The organism is Acinetobacter piscicola, from assembly GCF_002233755.1.
Taxonomy (GTDB): domain Bacteria; phylum Pseudomonadota; class Gammaproteobacteria; order Pseudomonadales; family Moraxellaceae; genus Acinetobacter; species Acinetobacter piscicola.
In genome coordinates this window covers 1-20,787 of sequence record NZ_NIFO01000038.1, presented here as the reverse complement: position 1 = coordinate 20,787, position 20,787 = coordinate 1, and the positions used below count along the sequence as shown (strand labels likewise).

Genomic DNA, 20,787 nt, shown 5'->3' with positions numbered 1-20,787 from the left:
CGGTTTATAAAAACCTAACTTTTTTAAAATAGCTTCTAACTCAACACTTTGCTCATCAAAACTTGCGCCTATTCTCCAACCAATACCAATGAAAACAATAAGCAGAATCAAAGCTGTAATTTGAATTCCTGTATCACTAAATAAACTTAGAGTTGTTTCATCAGACATAAAATAGTCTAATATAGAGTTGGCGGTTGCCTGCTCGGCTCACGCCATCTTCTCCTTTCAGGTCGGGTATCCATGCTGGACTGTAATACCATGCGTGTTCAAGCGAGAGTTGGCTGTTGTCTTGGTTGGCGCTGTGTTGGTGGTGGCTGAGTACTGAGCCTGCGCCTTCTTCGGTGTCGAGGAGTTCGGCTTGCCAGCGTTGTAGGTGGACTGCGGTGGGTTGGAGCGAGCGTTGTCCTGCAAAGTGTGTGATGCTGTCTGTTTGTTCGACCGCACTGCTGCGGTGGAAGCGGATGTTACGGCGTGCTAGGGCTGTGTATTGGTTGTTATTGTCAATTAGTCTGAGTTTTTGTGCTTGGATGGGGTGTTTTGAATGGGGTACGGTGGGTTGAGCTTCACTAATCAGACTGGTGACACCTTCCTCTGCAAGCACTCTTTGAATAAAACACATATCACGTTCATTGTATTGCATTATGAAGGGGCGTACAGCGTAGTCTTTGCTGAGTCCGCTCAGGTCTAGGCTCAGGCTGGATGCGAATAATGGGCTTTGTGCTTGCCATTCTTTGAACAGGATTTGGATGACTTCGATCGCAGTTTTATTCATAAACACGCGTGAATTGGTTCTGTGTTTCCACAGTGCGGTTGGGTCTTCAACCGTGAGGCGGTAGATGGTGAGTGCACCATCACTGGCGCCGATTTCTGCTTGGGTAATAATGCCTGAAATGCGGGTTAGTTCAGATCGATCTGTGACGATGTCGATGGCGGCTTGGCTGGCAATGAATTGTTTTAAGGGGATTTGGTCGTTGGTCGATAGGCAGATGAGTTGTAGTTTGATGCCTGTATTGAGGTGATGTGTACCTTCGATGTGTTGTAAAAAGACTTGTTGGTTTAAGTCGTGGTTACTCAGTTGTAGGTGTATGGCTCGTTTTTGAGCGTTGAGTCCAATGCGTTCTAGGGCTGAATAGATATTATTGTACATTGATGACTCTTGATTGATTATTATTTATTAGTCAAACTTAACATTATTGCAAGTTCATTAGCAATAGCTATTGTTGTTATTTTTAACATAAACCTTTGTAATAGAATAATATTTATTTAATTATTCATGTTTTATCAATGTAAAAATTATAGTATTTTTCTACATTTTATTGATTATAGATTGCAAAAAACCCAGCTGAATCGCTGGGTTTTTCATTTAAAAATATACTTTTAAAGCACAGGCATAATCGATGGGATCATGTCGTGAATAGTTTTGCCTTGGCAAGTCTCACCGATTGCAGACATTTTCCATGCACCATTGTGACGGTAAACTTTAGCAATAATTAAAGCTGTATAATTCCCTTTTGCTGAAAGGTTATATTTCGCAATTTCTGTGTTGGTTGTAGAGTCAACTAAACGGCAGTAAGCATTTTCAACTTTTTCAAACGTCTGACCACGGAAGCTACTGATCGTAAAAACGATCGCTTTTACTTGTGGTGGAATTTTAGTTAAGTCAACATGAATCACTTCATCATCACCATCACCTGCACCAGTACGGTTATCACCTGAGTGCCAAATGCTACCATCACGGCTTTTGAGTTGTCCAAACCAGATTGCATCGACTGGTTGGTTGTTGTCATCAAAAACAATGGCTGAAGCATCTAGATCGATTGAGTCATCACCACGACCACCGAACATACCAAATAGACCACCACCACTTTTCGCAACATCCCAACCCGCACCTAAGAAAATTTTGGTGAGTGAAGAACCATCTCCTTTTTCTAAAGAAATTTTTTGTCCTTTGACTAAACTAATACCCATGATTTTTTCCTCTTTGATTAATTGTTTCTATTTAAATTTAATGCAGATGATAGCCAAGTAATATAACTCTTTCTATTTCTTGAACAAATAATAACTTTACCATTGCCACGAAATTTAAGAACCATTCCTTCACCGCTGGTAAAGCTATTGAGTAAATTACCCATTAGACCTCGGTTTTGTGAACTCGGCATACCAATGTTATAGCTGAGTGTAGAGTCCCAAGCCACGACATGACCATTATCAATCGTGGTTTCTCCATTTTGAGCACTGACTTCTACTTCCATTAAAGTGCCGCAACCTGATATACAAAGTTTGCCCTGTCCTGATGATTCCATCACCACAAAACCGCCTGTATCACCAAAAAAGCCACCACCTAAATTTGCTTGTAGTTTAGCTTTAACATTGACTTGTTCTGTTGCGGCAACGAAAGCACCATCTGACAATGTGTATTGTTGTGGGCCAATGTCTAAGATTTGCATATCTCCATCTAAATTGGGAGAAAGTAGGCATTGTCCATTTCCGAAGGAAGCTTTGATTTCTTGCTGGAATAATGACTCACCCGTTGTGAAACGGCGCATAAACGATTGAAATAGTCCTCCGCGCAAGTTTCCACCTAGTTCAAGATTTTGCTCAATCATTACCATTGCATCTGATTCGCAATATATTTTCTCCCCCTGAACCATATCGACCAATAGAAAAGGTTCTGGACTACCCACTAATTCAAATTGAGCCATAGTTATCCCTCGTTAACGAATGATGTTTTTGTTTTTAGCTTCTTTCAACCAAAGCGGAAATTCTTGCAGTAATGCATCGTAAAGCTGTGCTTCTGGCATACTTTGTATATTTGCCATTTCAAAGAAATTACAGTTATCTACAATACGACCATCCATTGTATCCAACTGTTCTAAGACGCCGTAATTTCTTCCACCGATTCCAACAAACTGCCAAAAAATGGGTTGAAGTGACGCATCTTTAAGAATGTTTTTGATCTTCTTACTCTGTGAAACACCACCATCTGAGATAAAGACGATATATACAGGCAAGTTAGATGGGTTTTCTTTGGTGAAATAGTTTAAAACAGCTTCTAGTACCACGGGTTCATTATTATATCGAGCACCTGCATTCCATTTCGGATGGCCGCCTTGGTCGGTATTGACAAAGTTTTGTAGGTTTTTCAGTGTGACATCACTTAACCTTAATGATTTCTCTGCGAATGCCCAACATTCAAAGCTTCCATCATCATCAAAATTCACAGCCAAAGGCATGATCCGATCCAATACTTTTTGTACATCACCTTTTATATATTGCTGATGCATTGAACCTGAATAATCCAGAACTAAAGCGACACGTGCTTTCACATCCAATAAATTATTTTTTTCTAAACTGATTAAAGATTTTTTAGTTAGATCCACCAAGTGTGGTGCAGCTTTTTCAATTTTATCCAATACAATCTTTTTCTTTAAATCTACTTTGGAAACAACTTCCGTAGCTTTTATTTCAGTTTGAGAATGTGTCGTTGTATCTTCAGCAACTTCACCACCAAAGTGTTGAACCAGTGCTTTTAATCCACCATTGAAACCTTGACCGATTGCAGCAATACGCCAAGCATCGCTTTTATAATAAATTTCAGCCAACATCAGTGCTTTTTCTTGATGAAAACTTGAGCCATTTAACGGATATGTTGCAAGGACTTGTCCATGCAGATTACACAGTTCAAGCTGTGCTGTTTGAATTTGTTGCATTGACGATTGTTCATTTGAAACTGTAGCACAAATCACAAAACGTGGCGTTTGCTTTGCATCAATTTTATTTAAATCAAAAGAAAAAATATGTGATGTATTTTGTAATTGATACTGAACCTCTCCCTTAGGCGTTACAGGCTGATTATAAAAAGTCATGTAATCATCATGATAAAGCTTATCGGTTGTTGCTATACCAAAACATGAGATATCAACTTCAAAAGCTGCTGTAAATTGCACACGCAATTTAAATACTGTTTCGTGTTGAAGCAGTTGATGGAGCGCTATTTTTTGTCCAGTAATCAATTGCATTGTTGTGCTCTATTTTAGTACTTGAAAATAATTCCTACATCAAACCCATTTGGATGAAATCACTTTCAAGTACTAAAAGATAAATCTTTTAGTACTTGTTTGGTTTCTCTTTAACTCATCAATCTTTTCCGACTAATGTATTAAACAGCAACACCATAGCTCGCAGCTAAAGCACCAAGGCCACCATTGAAGCCTTGACCAACTGCTTTAAATTTCCACTCACCGCTATGACGGTATAATTCACCAAAGATCATTGCAACTTCAGTGCTGCCGTCTTCTGACAAGTCAAAACGCGCCAACTCTTCAGCATTGTTATCTTGGTTAAGTACACGGATATACGCTTTATCAACCATTCCGAAGTTTTGACCATTTTGCTGACCTTCATGAATCGTCACTGCAAATACAATTTTTGCGATGTCAGCAGGAACTTTTGAAAGATCTACAGAAATTGTTTCATCATCACCTTCGCCATCACCCGTACGGTTGTCACCCTGGTGAGATACAGAACCACATGGAGAAGTTTTTTGGTTGAAGAAAATAAAACCACCGTCACCTGTGACTTTACCATTTTCGCCAGTTAAGAATGCAACTGCATCTAAGTCAAAAGCTTTACCGTCTGTAACACGCGGATTCCAACCTAAACCCAAATCTACTTTGTTCATCGTAGGCGCTGTTTTAGACAGGTTGATGTTTCCGCCTTTTGATAAATTAATTGCCATTTTTAGTTTCCTTTTTTCCGTTGTGGTTTCAAGATTCTTGCTTTTTACTATATGAAATAGATGAAATAACAGCCCAAACGATGAAAGCAACACCGATTAAACCTGTAATAACTTCTGGTATATGGATACCAGTACCGCTTGCTAACATAATGAATGCAAGCGCACCAATCGCGTAGTGAGCACCATGTTCTAAATAGATATATGCATCCAATGTGCCTTTTTCAACCAGATATACAGTCATTGAACGCACAAAGATCGCACCAATGGCTAGACCAAGCATAATAATTACCACATCACTGGTAATTGCAAAAGCGCCGATTACACCATCGAAACTAAAAGATGCATCTAATACTTCTAAATATAGAAATCCACCGATACCACCTTTAATAATCGTTCCTGTTACTGGAGCACCATTTGATTGCGGTTGTTCTTCTTCGTCATCATGTGAACCACCTTCAAGTAAGTGTCCAATCACTTGCACGCCTACATAAACGACAATCCCCCAAATACCCGCCATCGTTACGACAAGGCGTGATGCTTCAGGGACAAAGTTAGCCATAACCAACAAAGCACATAACGAAATAAATACAGAAATTGCTTGGATATTGCCAAGGTCAGCAAGTTTAGATTCCAACCAATGGAACCAATGCTCATCTTTCTCATCATCAAATAAGAAGTTAAGGAACACTAATAATAAGAACATGCCACCAAATGCTGCAATTTCAGCATGATGCGCCATTAACTTTTCTGAATATGTTTTTGGATCATTCAGTGCCAGTTTTGCAACTTCAATCATCCCCATATCGGCTGTTACGCCAACAATTAACAATGGGAAGACCAATCGCATACCGAATACTGCGATCACAATACCCACAGTTAAGAACAGTGTGCGCCAAAAATGATTCCAATGCTTTAATACAGAAGCATTGACGACAGCATTGTCAAAAGAAAGCGAAACTTCCATCACTGCCAATATCGCAGTGATGGCTAAAGCTTTAGCCATCGTCATTAAACCTGCTTCGGGGCCATGCGTAAAACCCCAATAGGCTGAAAGTGCCAAGCAGATAATGGTGAAAATAATAGAAAAACGAAAATGTTTCATTGAATTAACTCAAGGTTATATACTAATTCCATACTGGCGACACATGGCGCTTAAGCCACCGTTATAGCCTTGACCGACCGCCCTAAACTTCCATTCACCATTGTGGCGATACAATTCGCCAAAAATCATGGCTGTTTCAGTTGAATAATCTTCATTTAAATCAAAACGTACGATTTCAACATGGCTTTGGTCATTTAAAACACGGATAAATGCATTCTGCACTTGACCAAAATTTTGGCCACGGCTATCTGCATCATGAATCGTAACAGTAATTGCAATTTTGTTAACATCGGCAGGTACTTTGCTTAAATCGATTTTAACAGCTTCGTCATCGCCGTCACCTGCGCCAGTACGGTTGTCACCTGTATGTTCAACAGAACCTTCAGGAGAACGAGTTTGGTTATAGAAGATAAAGTCATGTTCACCACGAACTTTATCATTTTCACCCAAAAGGAATGCAGAAGCATCCAAATCAAAATCTACGCCATCAGTTGCACGTGCATCCCATCCTAAGCCAACCAAAACTTGAGTTAAATTTGGATCTGTTTTGCTTAAAGATAAGTTGCCGCCTTTGTTTAATGAAATAGCCATTTTTTAACCCTCTTCTTTATTACTATGAAGTTTCAATCGTATGTAAAACGTGTTTTAAATTAGTCTTTGGAACCTTGTGTCCATCGGAAGCCAAAACGGTAGTGCTGATCTAAATATTGTTGATCTTTAAAATAAAGTACTTCTCGATTGGCTTGAATTGCACCATTGACATTTTTTAATTCAACAATCGCACAAGTGGTCAATTGGTTCCCCTCAGTGAGACGAACTTCAATTTCAGGTTGATCAGGAATTTTTATTGTCACGACACCATCTGTAGCAGCCCATTGCGCTGCACCCTTATAAATATAGGTGTATATAACAATTCGTTCAATTTGATCCCACTGATTACCGTTAATATGTAGATTTTCACCATTCACCGCTGTACCTGTACGGTCGTCACCATCTAACTGAATAAAAGGTTTTTGTTCAAAACGACCAAAGCGATTGCCAAGTGGCTGAACTAAATCAATATCACCATTTTTAAGCTGAATCATTGCCCCCAAATCTAGATCAATTGAATTTGATCCTGACAATTTTTGAAAGAATGATTGTGATTTCGGCTGTGCTTTATTCCAATTAAGATTGACTAAAATCTTGCCAAAGCCCGATCCTTTTTTAGTCAAATTGATGGTCGAGTTGCTTTTATCCAGTTTAATCTTTGATAAATTAATCGTTGAGCTTGTAGGTGTAGGTGTAGGTGTAGGTGTAGGTGTAGGTGTAGGTGTAGCCTGATGATTATCTGCTGCGATCACAACCCCAAAATTCTCTGCCAATGGCTTTAAACCACCATTGAAACCTTGGTTTACAAACCTAAACTTCCATTGATTATTGTGTTTATACACTTCAGCTAAAATAAGCGCTTTTTCTGTCTTATTTTGCGTATCCACTTGTGCTGTCGCAATCAACTGATTCGCAGCAGAAAGTTCTACATGAATAGGACGCACGCTACTTAATTGATGCGGTTCATTTAATGTGATGCAAATTGCAATTTTTTGAATTTGCGGATCAATGAGTGAGGTATCAATATTTAATCGAGTGATATACGGATCTTTTGCACTGGACTCTGTTAAAAGAATGCTTTTATTTGCTGTTTGTCGTTGACCATAGAAAATCATATCGTGGTCACCACGGACTTTGAGGGTGTCCTGTGCCAATTGGTATGCAGTGACATCCAATTCAAGCATTGCAGCAAAACTTGTTTTAATACAAATTTCAATATTTTGAGCAGTTAACGCAAGATTTCCACCAGCTACAAGTTGCATATCTACTCCATGCAAAATTTCTATATTGTTATCATTCATCTAAAATGAATTTTAAAAGTAAAAGTCTTCCCAAACAGATCAAAGATATAAATAAACTTCCCTATACAATTCGATATAAAATCGATTAAAAATTTAATCTAATGTTTTACCATAAATATTCTCAATCTCAATACTTTGAATAATATTTTTACATTGAATTTCGTGCGTTATACAAAATATTGAAATTAAATCTTGTATCTAAAGTGCGAATTGTTATATTTTCGCGCGGTAATTCTACATATTGTGTTATTCAACTTTATCTTCCATAAAAATTTGAGATTAATTTAACCGTGTTACAGCAATATAAAATATGGATCGCCGAAAGTTATTCTTGTCAAAAAGACATTATTCAGTTATTAAAATCTTCTAATTTATCAAAGCATTTAACCATTTATTGTTCACATACTCGCAATCGTCCTGAGTTGGTTTTACTTGCAGACCATTACTTTCAACAACCTGCGATAAAACAAAGTGCCGAATGGTTACTTGAACAATGTATTCAACATGGTATTCAGCTCCTTTTTTGTGGTAAGCATTGTCAATATATTGAGCCATTTAGAGCACAATTTGAAGCACATAATATTCAATTATTAACAGGTGCGATTGGTGCTGAAAATCACGAATTGATGAATAATAAATATCAATTTGGTTTACATTGTGAGGCTCAAAATTTGCCTTATATTCCTGCACTTTTGGTCAATTCTACTGAAAGTCTAAAAAATGCAATTCAACAATTTCAACAACAATATGCAGAAATATGTGCCAAACCTGTTTATGGCGTCTATGGTGCAGGCTTTGTGCATTTACGTAATGATGTATCGTATTTCAAAAAATTTGAGAATGCTTTGCAGTCAAATACTCAACAATTTATTGAAGCTTATGATCAACTGTCTGAACCTACTGATTATTTAATCATGCCCTTCCTAAATGGTCAGGAATGTTCGGTAGACATTGCGTGTAATGCAGGAAAAATTTTAGCGCAAGTCACACGTATCAAATATTCTTTTTATCAAGAATGTTTTACTGAGCATCCGTGTCATGAAATTTGCACAAATTTAGTTGAATATTTTCAATGTGATGGCTTGATTAATATTCAGTTTAAACAAGATGAAAATTTAGCGTGGCATATTCTTGAAATAAATGCTCGCCCTGCTGGTGGTTTTGCCTATACGCAGCACACAGGTGTCAATTTGATTGCTGAATTAATTGCTGACAAATTACAGTTGAATTTGGAGCGTGAGCCGCATCACTCACCTGTAAAAGTGTTACCGCTGACCCAAAGTATTACATTGGATTTTTAATATTCATGAAACATATAGAATTAAGCCGTGGGCGTATTAGCGTTCAAGTCAATCAACAGCATACGCATTGGGATTTAGACGGTTTACTTGATTTTGCAGAAAGAATAAATCCTAAAAGAGCATTTTTATTTGTCTCTAAGGTTTTAGGTAAACATATTCCTGTTGCACCATCTGTGATGCAGCGTAGTTATGCAGATTTAGCAAGTTTGATTCCTAAAGATTTGCAAGGTCCGATCTGCGTGATTGGTATGGCTGAAACAGCAGTCGGGTTAGGCGCGGGCGTTTACCGTGAGCTGAAAAAAGATTATGGCAAAAATGCAATCTTTTTAACCACAACACGCCACCCCGTTTCAACATTGCCAACTTTGGGGCTATTTTTAGAAGAACATAGTCATGCGCAAGATCAATGTATTCTCAGTAGCCATGATCAGAGTAAACATCAGCATGTTGTCAATGCAAAAACTTTGGTTTTGGTCGATGATGAAATTTCTACAGGTAAAACATTTAAAAACTTAATCAATAGTTTGAAAAATTCGGGCTTGGAACAAGTTGAACGTATTATTCTTGTGACATTGGTCAATTGGGCTGAACAGCATTTAGCGACCGAAGATTTAGATATTCCTGTTGAAGTCATTTCTTTGCTGCATGGTCATTGGCAATGGCAGCCGAATAATCAAAATATTCAGATTGATATGCCAGATGTTAGTTCAACACAGCAACAAGCTCAGAAAATTATTGCACCCAATGATTGGGGACGTGAACCTTGTTATTTGGAATGTACAGCTTGGCCACAAGTAAAAGTAAAAAATCCAAATGAAAAGATACTTGTTTTAGGTTCTGGAGAATTTACTTGGATTCCTTTTTTAATTGCCGAGCAATTGGAACAACAAGGTGCTGAAACCTATTACAGCTCAACTACACGCTCCCCGATTATGCAGGGTCATGCCATTCAAAGTATCTGCCGCTTTCAAGATAATTATGGACTGAATATTCAAAATTTTGCGTATAACGTTAAACATCAAAATTTTGACCGTGTACTTTTAGTCATTGAAACAGCTCAAGATAGTGTAGACCCAAGCTTGTTTGAACAAATTAAAAATTTAGAAGTGATCAGTTATGAACCCTAAACCCCTAGTTTTTGTTGATTTAGACGATACACTTTTTCAAACGCATAGAAAACAACAACCTACGCCGTTGCATAAAATTGCGACTACAGATGTTTCAGGACAACCGCTTTCTTATAAGAATCCGAAACAACAAGTTTTTGTAAATTGGTTACTTGAAACGACTGAGATCATTCCTGTAACCGCTCGTTCTGTTGAAGGTTTTAAACGTGTACAAATTCCTTTTGGACATGGTGCAATTTGTTCACATGGCGGTACGATTCTGGGTAAAGAAAATCAAGTTGATCTTGAATGGCTACAGCTCAAACAACAAGAGAATGAAAATTTAAACCATGTTCTGCATGACTTAGCCGATGCAATGCATGATTATGCCAAAGAGCTAGGTTCACTTCGTACTTGGACTTTGGAAGAAAACCAATTAAAAATTTATACTGTGGCAAAACAAAACGATCCTGATTCATTATTTTTAGATCAACTGGTACAACATATTCCTAAAAGTATCCTTGAACATTGTTATATACACATCAATGGGAATAATTTAGCCATCATTCCTAACCATATTTCTAAACAAAAAGCGGTTGAGTTTTTTATCCAAAAATATGATCCAAACCATGAACGTGTAGTTTTAGGATGGGGTGATAGTTTGTCCGATGCAGGCTTTTTAAGCTGTTGCGATTGGTTTGGTATGCCTAAAAATAGCCAATTAGATAAGTTTTTAAATGTAAATTTAACGCATGATCACGATGCCAAGGGGTATTTAGGTCATGTCTAATAACTCAAAAATCAAAAATCAGACATTGATAAAATTAGGCTTCCATGGTTCATATCGTCCAGAAGATGTGACTTTTTTAATGCAAGTGGATGATATTCAACCCACCGATGTAGAAGAAAAAGAATATCTGATTCAATCTGGGAAAATGCATTATTCTCAAATGATTAGTGTCGAAAATCCACCGACTGAAGAGCATATGAAGCATTTTCATCATGCTTTTGAACAAGGCGCATTACGCCTTGCTGAAGAAGTACAAAAGATTGGAAATTCATTATTACAATGCTTTGCACAGCAACCTATTGTATTAATTAGTTTAGTCCGTGCTGGTGTGCCGCTAGGTGTTTTGCTCAAGCATTATTTAAGCAATCAACGTTCGATTCCACAAACTTCGAACAACCAAAACGTAAATATTCAAAACATAAATATTCAAAATCATGATGTACATCATTACGGCATTAGTATCATTCGTGATCGAGGGATTGATTTTGCTGCTTTGCAAGCTATTATTGAGCAACATGGTGCTGAAAATATTGTCTTCGTTGATGGTTGGACAGGTAAAGGTGCGATCTGTAAAGAACTCACTCAAAACTTACACAATATCCCTGAATTATTTGATGAAAATTGGCAGATCCCACGCTTAGTGACTTTGTCAGATTTAGGTGGTTACTCATGGTTAAGTGCAAGTACAGATGATTGGCTAATTCCTTTTGGCATTTTAGGCTCAGTGATTTCTGGACTAACTTCACGAACGATTTTAAAACAAACTATCGATCGTGCAGATGCGCAAGCCGATTGTTACAATCCACAAAAATGGCACAGTTGTTTAATTTATAACCATTTACAACCTTATGATTTGTCTGTAGATTTTATTGAGAAAATTTTAAAGCTGATTAAACTTAATCCTGTTACTGAGCCTGCAGATTGGAATAATCAAATCCGCCTAGCTCAACAACAATCCTCAAGTGAAACGATTGCTTGGATTGCTGAGCATTATTCAGTTGAAAATATTAACCGAATTAAAGCCAGTATTGCCGAAGCAACACGTGCTGTGTTAAGACGTGTACCTGAACGTATTTTATTGCGAAATGACACAGATCCTAATGTGCAACTTTTATTACATTTCGCCCATGAAAGAAATATTTCTGTAGAAATTCTTGGGTCTCAATTGGGTCCTTATCAAGCAGTTACTTTGATAAAAAAAGTAGAGAAAAAATAATGAAGCACCTACAACATGCGATCGAGTTAGGCGCAACAATGTATATTCCTGCAACACATGAGCAGTTATGGGAAGTAACTCAGGGCATCAAATTTCCTTTGATCAAATCAATCGCAGTTTGTCTTGAAGATGCCGTTTTAGAGTCTGATGTTCAAACGGCAATGGTCAATTTAAAAAATTTATTACAAAAACGTTTAGAATTTCCTAATTTAAGAGCGCCTGCTGTTTTTATTCGTCCACGTAATATTGAAATGGCAAAGCATATTGTAGATTGGGACTTAAATCAGACTTTTAACGGTATGATTTTACCTAAATTCAATATTCATAATTTGCAAAATTGGATGGAAGTACTACCTGCAAATTTGCAATATATGCCTACGCTTGAAACCAAAGAAATTTTTGATGTTTCACATAATATTGAGTTATATCAAGCACTCAAATATGATTTTCATAAAACGCTTTGTTTAAGAGTTGGTGGAAATGATTTGTTGTCATGTCTAAATCTTAGACGTCCTAAAAATACCACGATCTATCAAACCCCTGTCGGCATACTCATTGCACAACTGGCGGGTTTATTTATTCCCAATGGTTTTCAATTGAGCTCACCTGTTTGTGAACATTTTGAAAATACTCAGTTATTGATGCAAGAAATCACTCAAGATATGAATAATGGGATTTATACCAAAACTGCAATTCACCCGACCCAAATTAGACATATCCATTCAGCATTACAAGTACAAGCTGAAGAATTACATGAAGCGCAGTTAATTCTGGCAAGCGATGCGAAAAGTGTATTTAAAAGTCATGGCTCTATGCTTGAACCAGCAACCCATAAAAATTGGGCTGAAATGATTTTATTGCGTTACAAAACCTTTGGGCTAATAAAATCACCCCATGCAGGATTGGATAAATTCAGCCTTAGTTCTTAGTTGTGAAAATTAAGTAGGTGAAAAAGAAAAAGCTAGACTTACACGACAGAGTCTTGCATCCAAAGTTTAAATTTAGGGAATAGCCCACTGCGTCTTGCGCTACAGTTAAAGCATTGCTTTAACTGAGCTCAGGCTCGAGGTACTTTTGTTTTGGCAAAATGAGAAGTGGAGCTTCGCAAAAAAACCACCTTGCGGAGCATTGCTCCTCACCGCAGAACTCGTTCACTATCGTCAAAATATTCAAAGTTTCACAGAAACTTTACTTATTAGAAGAAGTCCTGCCTCAAACAATTGCGGATGACGTTTTTGCGTATCCACATTCTTCTAGCTCCAACGTTTAATTTTAGAGTTACTGCGTAACATCAGCTATTAAGCTTCAACCATCTGTACTACAGCTAAACGCCCACCATCTTCTTTAGACAGTAAAATTTGAGCGCCGTCTTTAAGCTCAATCTTTCCGCCGATTGGAATAGGCGTTTTAGTCACAACATCGGTTAAATCAGGCAACCCCTCATTGACGAGCCACCACACATCGTTATGCAATACAAAATACCCTTTACGTTTGGTTTGTTCAGGTGTAAGTCGTTCATTCGGTGCAATCATATTATTGGCATGCCATGCGTAGAGCGACTGCCCTGTCCATACCATTAAACGGTGGTTATCAGGTCTAAAATTACCTTGCTGTCTTGCTGAATATAAATTCAGAATAGGTAATTTTCCTTTAAAAGGTGTATGGCAAAATGGGCATTCAGGTTGAGTCGAATTATCAAATACATACCACTTTTGACCACAGCGGTGATTATGGCAAGGTTGTATCAAATCAACAGTTTTGACCAAAGCAGTTTCCCAATCATTCGCTGATGGGCGTTTGCTTGGATCGTGCAACCCATCAACAAAACTTTTAATAAAAAGTTCAGACAAATAAGGTCCTGTCACAGTAAATGGTACTTTTGCAGGATCAGCCCAAGGCTGTTGGCTGACTTTGAGTTGCGATGGTTTGACTCGATTGCTTTGGTCTGTTGGATGTTCAACAAATAAGGCCTTTTCCCCCATCCCGATGGTTTCGTCCTTTTGTGGATCATTCATATCATGAATTTTTCCACCACGCAGCGGATGACGATACAATAAATACATATAAATCAAAACAGCCAATGCATGTTTGTCCGTCGCAATACTTGGCAAAATACGATTTGGATCATCTTTTGATAAATGACTGGTTCGCACTACTTCAGGCGCAATAAAATCAGGTGTTCCAACAACATCAGGTGGATATTTACCGGGTACAACTAAACCATCGACATCAATAACACAGGCGCTTCCTGTTACTGGATCGACCAAAATGTTTTTATAGGATAAATCTGAATGGGCCAAACCTGCTGCATGCATACGACGCACAGCCCGAGAAATTAAAATACCAATTTTCAGATAGTTCAGCCATGTGCCTTTTTCTTTTTCATCTAAAAATCTATTTTGATTATTGGCACTGGCAAACCATTTACCTTCTTTTTCTTTACCTTTGATTTGCAAAAAGTCATTATTTTTCGAGCCATATTCAAAGAAAAACTGTTTGTTATAAGTTGGTGCAGTAATTCCAAGCAAATTATTATGTTCAACTAAACCATCTGGCCAACAAAAAATATTTTTCCAATAATCTCCACCTATGCCGTTGAAGATACCATTCCACTTATTGCCAACAATTTCTTTTAAACGGTCTTTTTGCTGTTCCAATGTTGCTCGAGACTCATAAAACTTATTTTTTTCTTTACTAAAAAAACACACGACATAGCTACGATCAGGTGAAAAATAAACATCTTTCATTGCACCTGAACCAATAATTTCATCGACATATTCAATCGGACGACCATCTACCGTATTACATTTGATAATTTTCGCTGACATTTTTCTTACCTAATTCTATATTTTTAAACACTTTTAAGATAAATATTGATCTCAATGTTTATTCCATAAAACCGCCATAGTTCGGTCATCATGATGTCCTGGTGTAAAAAAATGCATCCATTCCAATAAAGCCGTATCAGCAGATTCAATTTGCATGAGTGGATCAAGTTCTGTGTACAATTTTTGCCACTTTGTATGATTTGCCAAACCAGAATCTGTCTCAAATATAGGATCTGAAATACCATCGGTCATTAACATGATGGCGTCTGTATCGGTAAAACAACCAATTTTTAAACGGGTATTAAACTCTTGTGCAATGCTTCTATCTAAAAATTTAGTTTGTCCTGCATATTCACCACCATCTGGAACATTCATCAGTCGTACATTATTTTCACTATAAACAGCAATTGCACCATCGCCCACAGAGAAGGTACTCATAAAGGTTTTATCTTTTAATTTACAAATTACAGCCACTAAAAGTGTGGTAGAAAATAATTTAGGATTCACATCCAATTCATTGGCTTGATGTTCAATTTGCGCAATAATCGATTTATATATTTCATAATAAACCAAATGAAATTGTTGATTTAATTTTGCTGCAATTTCAGAGGTTTCAGTATCTTGGCTACCTACTTGCCATTTTTTTAAATCTTCAATTAGTGCATCACTGGTATGGGGATTTAAATAGCGTTTAAATTCACTCTGCACAATTTCAACAGCAATACGTGAACCTTCTCTAGAGTAACTTGCACTGCCTGCACCATCTGCTACTGTGATCACAGACCATGGACTATTTTCAATCTGAGTAATTGAAAAATCATCATCTCTAAACGTCCCTGCATGCTCATGTGAACGTCCTCGGCGACTTGCAGCAACGATTTTATAGTTTTCAGTCTCAATTAATGCTTGATCACTATGCTGTTTAAAGAAGTGTTGTCCAGCTTCAGGTTCTAAAACTTTCCATAAACTGCGTGGATCTGCAATTACATTTAATCTACATTGTGCTGACCTAGTCTCTTGATCTACATAAAACTGAAAAGAAAATTCCAGTTCCTGTGCTTGCTTAGGCTCACCTAAAACAGTCTGTGTTTCAGCATCAAAATAAAAGCCATCATCAGGGAACTTAAAACTATCTGCTTTAAAGCGAATATCGTTGACATCATGTTGCGAAATGACTGCAATTTTAGACTGATAATGTTGTCCTACTCGTGCATTTTCTACCTGAAATTTAATATCTTCATACTTACTTCGTCTAAACACGGACTCTATCTCTTGTCTATTTTTCTCTATTTCAGAGCGGGTTGTTGATTCTAAAGGTAGATGATCGGAATCTGTATGCATCACAGATTCAAGCTCAGAAGTTTCTGTTGAATATTCTACTTCTAATCTTTCAGTTGCATGTTGTGTAGCGTCATCTAATTGATTTTCTGTAACAAATTCTTCGGGTGGAAAATCATTAGGAATCTCAATCGCAGCAATATTTTGAATATCATACGATGTCTGAATGCTTTGATTTTCTGAAAGATTGAGATGTTCTGTAGATTCAATATTTTCTTCTACAGCACTAGATTCAGCTTCGGCAAAGTGCTGTTTTAATGTGTCATCAGCATCGTGGTGATTTTGCTGGTCACAAGTTACAGATTCACTTTCAATCGTTGATTGAGGCTCTTGGATATGTAAATTATTTTCAACAGCTTTGATATTTTTTAATTCTAAAACAAGCTTGGAAAGCTGTTGCAAATTTTGCTCATGCAATAAAAATTGAGAAAATTCAGCACTATAATCTTGTTTATTCTGCTCTAAAATCTGTTTAATTTTACATTTGTAGCTGTCCATTTTGTCCTCAATTTTATTTTTCCAATATGCACAATATCGTCATTTGTTATGTATGAAGATATTCAAATACCACATCAAAATTAACTTATCTCGCTAATGAATCGTTGCTTAAAAATTATAGAAGCCACATTCCCAATCTTAACCCTGTCCACGATTGAGGTTGAAGTCCTCGCCTGAGGCAGAAAAACTAATTTGGCGATGACACCACGGACAGATTACAGATTCTCTATAACCGTCATAGCACATTAAATTTCCACAGCCACACACAGCAAATGCTGTTTCAGAAAAACAATGTGGGCATTCTGGAAACCCATCCAATTCAGCCGTGTTGATTTGTTTATTGGGCGCCGTGGAATCAGACCAAGTAAAATAATCTTCTGAAATAGCACGACAAGTATCCAGTTTAAAATTATAAATATTGATGTTTAAATCAGCAGGACTCTTATACTGTAAATTCCTAAGATATTTAATAATATAGGGTTTATTCATTTTTTGGCAACGTCCAACAAAGGTTGCACAATGTTCATCTACTTTATTTTTACTGATGGATAAGGCTTCTTTTGCCAAACGCATATAACGTTGATCTATAGGTAATAATTCATCTTTGAGCTGATTATTTCCAACACTCATACTTTGCGATACCACGGAAGCAGTAATCCATTTACACAGCCCTTTGATATATTCCTGATTAATCTGATCGATCGAAATCGTATTTTCAGTCAATTTGCTCAGCACCGAAAAATCTACATCTGCGCCTAAACCAATTGCAACAACTGTCGCCTTGTTGGCATATTTTGCATTCCAGCGTTCAATAGCCTGTTCATATTCATCTGTAGGACGGCCATCGGTAAACAAGTACACCATCGGCTTCCAGTCACCTTTGACTTCTGTTGTCGTCTTCATTACATAACGATCAATTTCCTGCCCTAGATGATCCAAAGCTTTACCCAAATGCGTTCCGCCACCCAAAGGTAAATTAAAATTTTTAAAAGCAAATAACTCTGTTAATGGTACTAATGTTCTTACAATACCCGCATAGGCAATCACAGAAACATAAACTGTTTCCAAAGCATACGGGTCTTTTCGTAAATTACTCAGAATAAACTCAACACCCTCTTGCACTGACTCCAGTGGTTGTCCCACCATTGATTCTGAACAATCAAGTACAAAAAACACAGGTAAACGGCGCATAATTTCACCTAGATTATTTTTACTATACAATTGATATATATAATAAATTTATTAAATATTTTAAGCCAATTTCTTTACGATATTGGGTCATAAATGACTATAAAACCAATTGAATTTCAGCAGGCGGTGGTGGCAATGAAATAGAATCTGTCACACCTGCACTACTACTGCCTGCAACCACACTTGCAGATACCCATTTAAAGAAACTTGAAAAACTACTAGAGTCCATGGTGTCTAATACCACCACTTGATCGGTCAATTGCAGTAAAGCTTCTGTTTTGGCTTTTGGGCCAGCTGCGCATGCCACAATAGTGGCAAAGTTAGATTGCTTAATGGTCGGTATAATTTGCTGATATGCATAAACATCGGAAGGCGAACCATCCGTCATTAAAAATAAAAGTGGACGCCAATCGCCTTTAACATCATCGGTACTTTTTTTCACATTTTGCTGAACTTCATGTGCGAGTAATTCCAAAGCAGCGCCCATGAATGTTGCACCTACATTTGGCACATCAAGGTCTGGTATTTGTACTTGATCCAATGGTGTCAGTGGTAAATACACCTTTGCTTCCATATCAAAGGTAATCACGCTTAAATAAACGCTTTCAAGTGCATAAGGATCTTGTCTCAATGCACTTAACATCGATTGTAAGCCTACATTAACCGAATGAATGGGTTCACCACGCATAGAGCCAGACGTATCCAATAAAATATAAACAGGTAAGCGACGCATTTTTCTCTCTTTTTATACGGTTATACGTAATTTTTTAACCATGTAACAAAGTTATCTGTCGGAGAAGCATCACCTACAGCATTAAACTTCCAGCCGTTATTTTCTCTAACCAGCTCTGCAAATAATAATGAACGTTGCTGATCATATTGTCCAATACCAGACAAATTGAATCGCACCATTTCTTTACCTGAGGCATCCACTGCACGAATAAAAGCATTTTTGACTTGTCCAAAATGCTGATTATTATTTGCACCATTATAAATTTGCACAATAAAAATAATCTTATGATATTCAGGTGCTAAGCTATTCAGCTTGACAATAATTTGTTCATCATCTCCATCACCTGCACCCGTGCGATTGTCACCTGTCAGCCAAATTTGTCCTGTACGATGGCTAAGATTATTAAAGAAAATCACATCACTATTGATTAAAGTTGCATTTCCAGATGCATCCCAACCTAAATCCTTAATTTTTCCATTGTTATCGCAAAGGAAAGCAACCACATCTAAATCATGTTCTTCTGCTTTTCCACCAAATAAACCACCTAAAAACCCTTTCTTTTGTTCCGTAATATCCCAACCCAAGCCAATGGTCACCAATGACAAGTTATGTTGAGATTTTTCAAGACTTAAGCCCTGACCTTTTGCTAATGTTATCCCCATAATAATACCCTTTTATAATGCAAAGTTTAGTTTGTAATTTATTTTTAAATATTTGATTATTTGAAATAAATAAATTTTATAACACCACATTTACTTCTGGTGGTGGTGGCGGAAGATCATTCAGTCCAGAAACTTCTTTTTGTCCTACATCCACTTTTTGGCTGCCTGTTGAAATACTTGCAGAAACCCATTTAAAGAAGGCTTTAATGGTATTTGAATCTGCGGTCGCCAGCTCAACAACAACTTCTGTAATTTGTTTAAGAATAGTGGTATCGGCATTATGACCCGCAGCACATGCGATGACCATTCCCGTTTTAACTTGTTTTAATCTTGCAAAACCTTTGGTCCAATCATCTGTAGGCGCACCGTCTGTCATAATAAAAACCAAAGGCTTCCAGTCGCCACGTGTATCATGTGTGGTTTTTTGCACTTCTTGGTCAATTTTATCTGCTAATAAACCAAGCGCTTCACCAAGTTGTGTCGTACCTGTGGCTTGTAGCTGTGGTGGTTGAAACATGGCAATTTCAGTCAGTGGCATCAATTGTTTTGCTTGAGTATCAAAAGTAATGATCGATAAATAGGCTGTTTCAAGTGCATACGGATCTTGACGTAATGATGAAATCAGTATTTCTACACCATTTTTAACGGCTTCAATCGGCTCGCCGTGCATTGACCCAGAGGTATCTAATAATAAATATACAGGTAATCTTCTCATTCATTTTCTCTCTAATCGTCTTTTATCAAGTTTTAATCTTTGTGCTTTCTTTTATATAAAAAAATAGGCTGAAAACAAAGCGTTTTTAACATTAAAAAATGTATTTTGTAAAATTCGGTGGATTCCCTAAAACTTTTAATAAGTTAAGCTTCACGGTTAAAAATATTGATCAGTTAAAGTTCAACAAGACAAACTTGGCTTCTAATACGTGAATCGTTTTTTTGCTATTAAAACTCATTATTTTGCCGACTGACCATATTTTTCTTTATCGGCTTGTTGGGCTAAATCTATGCGATAGGTATAGTCTTTCCAACGTTCATGCCCATATCCTTTATTATCCTCTTTATTTTTCCAACTTAAATCGTTTAAAGCATATTCCTGTAAATTCATTCGACTGGGTTTATAAAAACCTAACTTTTTTAAAATGGCTTCTAACTCGATACTTTGTTCATCAAAACTTGCGCCTATTCTCCAACCAATAAGCAGAGAAATTAAAACCAGAACTACACTTGTTATTTGAATATCAATATTCATCATTAACATTCGATCCATTGAATCAGAAATAAAGTAATCAAATACAAATAATACAAAAAGTACGAATAACATCGAAAATCCACCAAACTTCATTGCAGCGATTCTATATCGTATCCTTCCCTTAACGACTTCTTGCCCTGTCC

At 37.1% G+C, this 20,787-nt stretch carries 18 protein-coding genes and 2 pseudogenes; 5 read left to right on the top strand and 15 right to left on the bottom strand.

The features are described from left to right. Positions 1–184 precede the first annotated feature (184 nt). The 8 genes and pseudogenes from CDA10_RS16070 to CDA10_RS16035 form a co-directional block, all read right to left on the bottom strand. Positions 185–1,147: pseudogene (locus CDA10_RS16070) on the bottom strand (phage late control D family protein); the annotation flags it as partial. Positions 1,148–1,377: 230 nt separating this feature from the next. Further along, on the bottom strand, positions 1,378–1,968 hold the full coding sequence (locus CDA10_RS16065) for a TerD family protein (RefSeq protein WP_089606569.1): 591 nt from the start codon (positions 1,966–1,968) through the stop codon (positions 1,378–1,380). A gap of 17 nt (positions 1,969–1,985) precedes the next feature. Continuing rightward, a complete protein-coding gene (locus tag CDA10_RS16060) occupies positions 1,986–2,702 on the bottom strand; it encodes a TIGR00266 family protein (protein ID WP_089606568.1) in 717 nt (238 codons plus the stop codon). Positions 2,703–2,714: 12 nt separating this feature from the next. Continuing rightward, the gene (locus CDA10_RS16055) at positions 2,715–4,019 is read right to left on the bottom strand and encodes a vWA domain-containing protein (RefSeq protein WP_089606567.1); all 1,305 of its coding nucleotides are present in this window, start codon (positions 4,017–4,019) and stop codon (positions 2,715–2,717) included. Positions 4,020–4,159: 140 nt separating this feature from the next. Further along, positions 4,160–4,738, bottom strand: coding sequence for a TerD family protein (locus CDA10_RS16050; RefSeq protein WP_089606566.1), 579 nt, complete (start codon positions 4,736–4,738; stop codon positions 4,160–4,162). A gap of 28 nt (positions 4,739–4,766) precedes the next feature. Then, positions 4,767–5,840, bottom strand: coding sequence for a DUF475 domain-containing protein (locus tag CDA10_RS16045; protein WP_089606565.1), 1,074 nt, complete (start codon positions 5,838–5,840; stop codon positions 4,767–4,769). Positions 5,841–5,855: 15 nt separating this feature from the next. Continuing rightward, a complete protein-coding gene (locus CDA10_RS16040) occupies positions 5,856–6,431 on the bottom strand; it encodes a TerD family protein (RefSeq protein ID WP_089606564.1) in 576 nt (191 codons plus the stop codon). A 59-nt stretch (positions 6,432–6,490) separates the two neighbouring features. After that, positions 6,491–7,693: a TerD family protein gene (locus CDA10_RS16035; RefSeq protein WP_089606563.1), complete on the bottom strand. Its 1,203-nt coding sequence runs from the start codon at positions 7,691–7,693 to the stop codon at positions 6,491–6,493. 329 nt (positions 7,694–8,022) lie between these two features. Here CDA10_RS16035 and CDA10_RS16030 point away from each other — a divergent pair, with 329 nt between their 5' ends. The 5 genes from CDA10_RS16030 to CDA10_RS16010 are packed head-to-tail and all read left to right on the top strand — an operon-like array spanning position 8,023 to position 13,074. Beyond that, positions 8,023–9,033 (top strand): ATP-grasp domain-containing protein, encoded by a 1,011-nt coding sequence (locus CDA10_RS16030; RefSeq protein ID WP_089606562.1) that lies wholly within the window; start codon positions 8,023–8,025, stop codon positions 9,031–9,033. Between the two features lie 5 nt (positions 9,034–9,038). Further along, on the top strand, positions 9,039–10,160 hold the full coding sequence (locus tag CDA10_RS16025; RefSeq protein ID WP_089606561.1) for a phosphoribosyltransferase domain-containing protein: 1,122 nt from the start codon (positions 9,039–9,041) through the stop codon (positions 10,158–10,160). Next, positions 10,150–10,929 (top strand): HAD hydrolase family protein, encoded by a 780-nt coding sequence (locus tag CDA10_RS16020; protein WP_089606560.1) that lies wholly within the window; start codon positions 10,150–10,152, stop codon positions 10,927–10,929. The genes CDA10_RS16025 and CDA10_RS16020 overlap by 11 nt, the downstream gene beginning before the upstream one ends. After that, positions 10,922–12,145 (top strand): cysteine protease StiP domain-containing protein, encoded by a 1,224-nt coding sequence (locus CDA10_RS16015; RefSeq protein ID WP_089606559.1) that lies wholly within the window; start codon positions 10,922–10,924, stop codon positions 12,143–12,145. Before CDA10_RS16020 ends, CDA10_RS16015 begins: the two co-directional genes overlap by 8 nt. Beyond that, positions 12,145–13,074, top strand: coding sequence for an HpcH/HpaI aldolase/citrate lyase family protein (locus CDA10_RS16010; RefSeq protein ID WP_089606558.1), 930 nt, complete (start codon positions 12,145–12,147; stop codon positions 13,072–13,074). The genes CDA10_RS16015 and CDA10_RS16010 overlap by 1 nt, the downstream gene beginning before the upstream one ends. 369 nt (positions 13,075–13,443) lie before the next feature. Here CDA10_RS16010 and CDA10_RS16005 read toward each other — a convergent pair whose 3' ends face one another. From CDA10_RS16005 to CDA10_RS15975, 7 genes and pseudogenes are all read right to left on the bottom strand, one after another. Then, on the bottom strand, positions 13,444–14,973 hold the full coding sequence (locus tag CDA10_RS16005; protein WP_089606557.1) for a helix-hairpin-helix domain-containing protein: 1,530 nt from the start codon (positions 14,971–14,973) through the stop codon (positions 13,444–13,446). A 51-nt stretch (positions 14,974–15,024) separates the two neighbouring features. Then, a complete protein-coding gene (locus CDA10_RS16000) occupies positions 15,025–16,809 on the bottom strand; it encodes a PP2C family serine/threonine-protein phosphatase (RefSeq protein ID WP_089606556.1) in 1,785 nt (594 codons plus the stop codon). A 138-nt stretch (positions 16,810–16,947) separates the two neighbouring features. After that, positions 16,948–18,000: a TerY-C metal binding domain-containing protein gene (locus CDA10_RS15995; protein ID WP_089606555.1), complete on the bottom strand. Its 1,053-nt coding sequence runs from the start codon at positions 17,998–18,000 to the stop codon at positions 16,948–16,950. Positions 18,001–18,097: 97 nt separating this feature from the next. Next, complete coding sequence (locus tag CDA10_RS15990; RefSeq protein WP_089606554.1) at positions 18,098–18,733, bottom strand: VWA domain-containing protein; 636 nt, start codon at positions 18,731–18,733, stop codon at positions 18,098–18,100. A 20-nt stretch (positions 18,734–18,753) separates the two neighbouring features. Next, positions 18,754–19,395 (bottom strand): TerD family protein, encoded by a 642-nt coding sequence (locus CDA10_RS15985; protein ID WP_089606553.1) that lies wholly within the window; start codon positions 19,393–19,395, stop codon positions 18,754–18,756. Positions 19,396–19,471: 76 nt separating this feature from the next. After that, positions 19,472–20,110: a vWA domain-containing protein gene (locus CDA10_RS15980; protein WP_089606552.1), complete on the bottom strand. Its 639-nt coding sequence runs from the start codon at positions 20,108–20,110 to the stop codon at positions 19,472–19,474. Between the two features lie 237 nt (positions 20,111–20,347). Then, positions 20,348–20,787 (bottom strand): annotated as a pseudogene (locus CDA10_RS15975) (putative type VI secretion system effector); the annotation flags it as partial.

Excerpts from the sequence above, each read along its gene's own strand:
- CDA10_RS15990 (WP_089606554.1), bottom strand. The coding sequence starts at position 18,733 with ATGCGTCGCTTACCTGTTTATATTTTATTGGATACGTCTGGCTCTATG.
- CDA10_RS16060 (WP_089606568.1), bottom strand. The coding sequence starts at position 2,702 with ATGGCTCAATTTGAATTAGTGGGTAGTCCAGAACCTTTTCTATTGGTC.
- CDA10_RS16035 (WP_089606563.1), bottom strand. The coding sequence starts at position 7,693 with ATGCAACTTGTAGCTGGTGGAAATCTTGCGTTAACTGCTCAAAATATT.
- CDA10_RS16050 (WP_089606566.1), bottom strand. The coding sequence starts at position 4,738 with ATGGCAATTAATTTATCAAAAGGCGGAAACATCAACCTGTCTAAAACA.
- CDA10_RS15995 (WP_089606555.1), bottom strand. The coding sequence starts at position 18,000 with ATGCGCCGTTTACCTGTGTTTTTTGTACTTGATTGTTCAGAATCAATG.
- CDA10_RS15980 (WP_089606552.1), bottom strand. The coding sequence starts at position 20,110 with ATGAGAAGATTACCTGTATATTTATTATTAGATACCTCTGGGTCAATG.
- CDA10_RS15985 (WP_089606553.1), bottom strand. The coding sequence starts at position 19,395 with ATGGGGATAACATTAGCAAAAGGTCAGGGCTTAAGTCTTGAAAAATCT.
- CDA10_RS16020 (WP_089606560.1), top strand. The coding sequence starts at position 10,150 with ATGAACCCTAAACCCCTAGTTTTTGTTGATTTAGACGATACACTTTTT.
- CDA10_RS16010 (WP_089606558.1), top strand. The coding sequence starts at position 12,145 with ATGAAGCACCTACAACATGCGATCGAGTTAGGCGCAACAATGTATATT.
- CDA10_RS16000 (WP_089606556.1), bottom strand. The coding sequence starts at position 16,809 with ATGGACAGCTACAAATGTAAAATTAAACAGATTTTAGAGCAGAATAAA.
- CDA10_RS16055 (WP_089606567.1), bottom strand. The coding sequence starts at position 4,019 with ATGCAATTGATTACTGGACAAAAAATAGCGCTCCATCAACTGCTTCAA.
- CDA10_RS16015 (WP_089606559.1), top strand. The coding sequence starts at position 10,922 with ATGTCTAATAACTCAAAAATCAAAAATCAGACATTGATAAAATTAGGC.
- CDA10_RS16005 (WP_089606557.1), bottom strand. The coding sequence starts at position 14,973 with ATGTCAGCGAAAATTATCAAATGTAATACGGTAGATGGTCGTCCGATT.
- CDA10_RS16040 (WP_089606564.1), bottom strand. The coding sequence starts at position 6,431 with ATGGCTATTTCATTAAACAAAGGCGGCAACTTATCTTTAAGCAAAACA.
- CDA10_RS16065 (WP_089606569.1), bottom strand. The coding sequence starts at position 1,968 with ATGGGTATTAGTTTAGTCAAAGGACAAAAAATTTCTTTAGAAAAAGGA.
- CDA10_RS16045 (WP_089606565.1), bottom strand. The coding sequence starts at position 5,840 with ATGAAACATTTTCGTTTTTCTATTATTTTCACCATTATCTGCTTGGCA.
- CDA10_RS16025 (WP_089606561.1), top strand. The coding sequence starts at position 9,039 with ATGAAACATATAGAATTAAGCCGTGGGCGTATTAGCGTTCAAGTCAAT.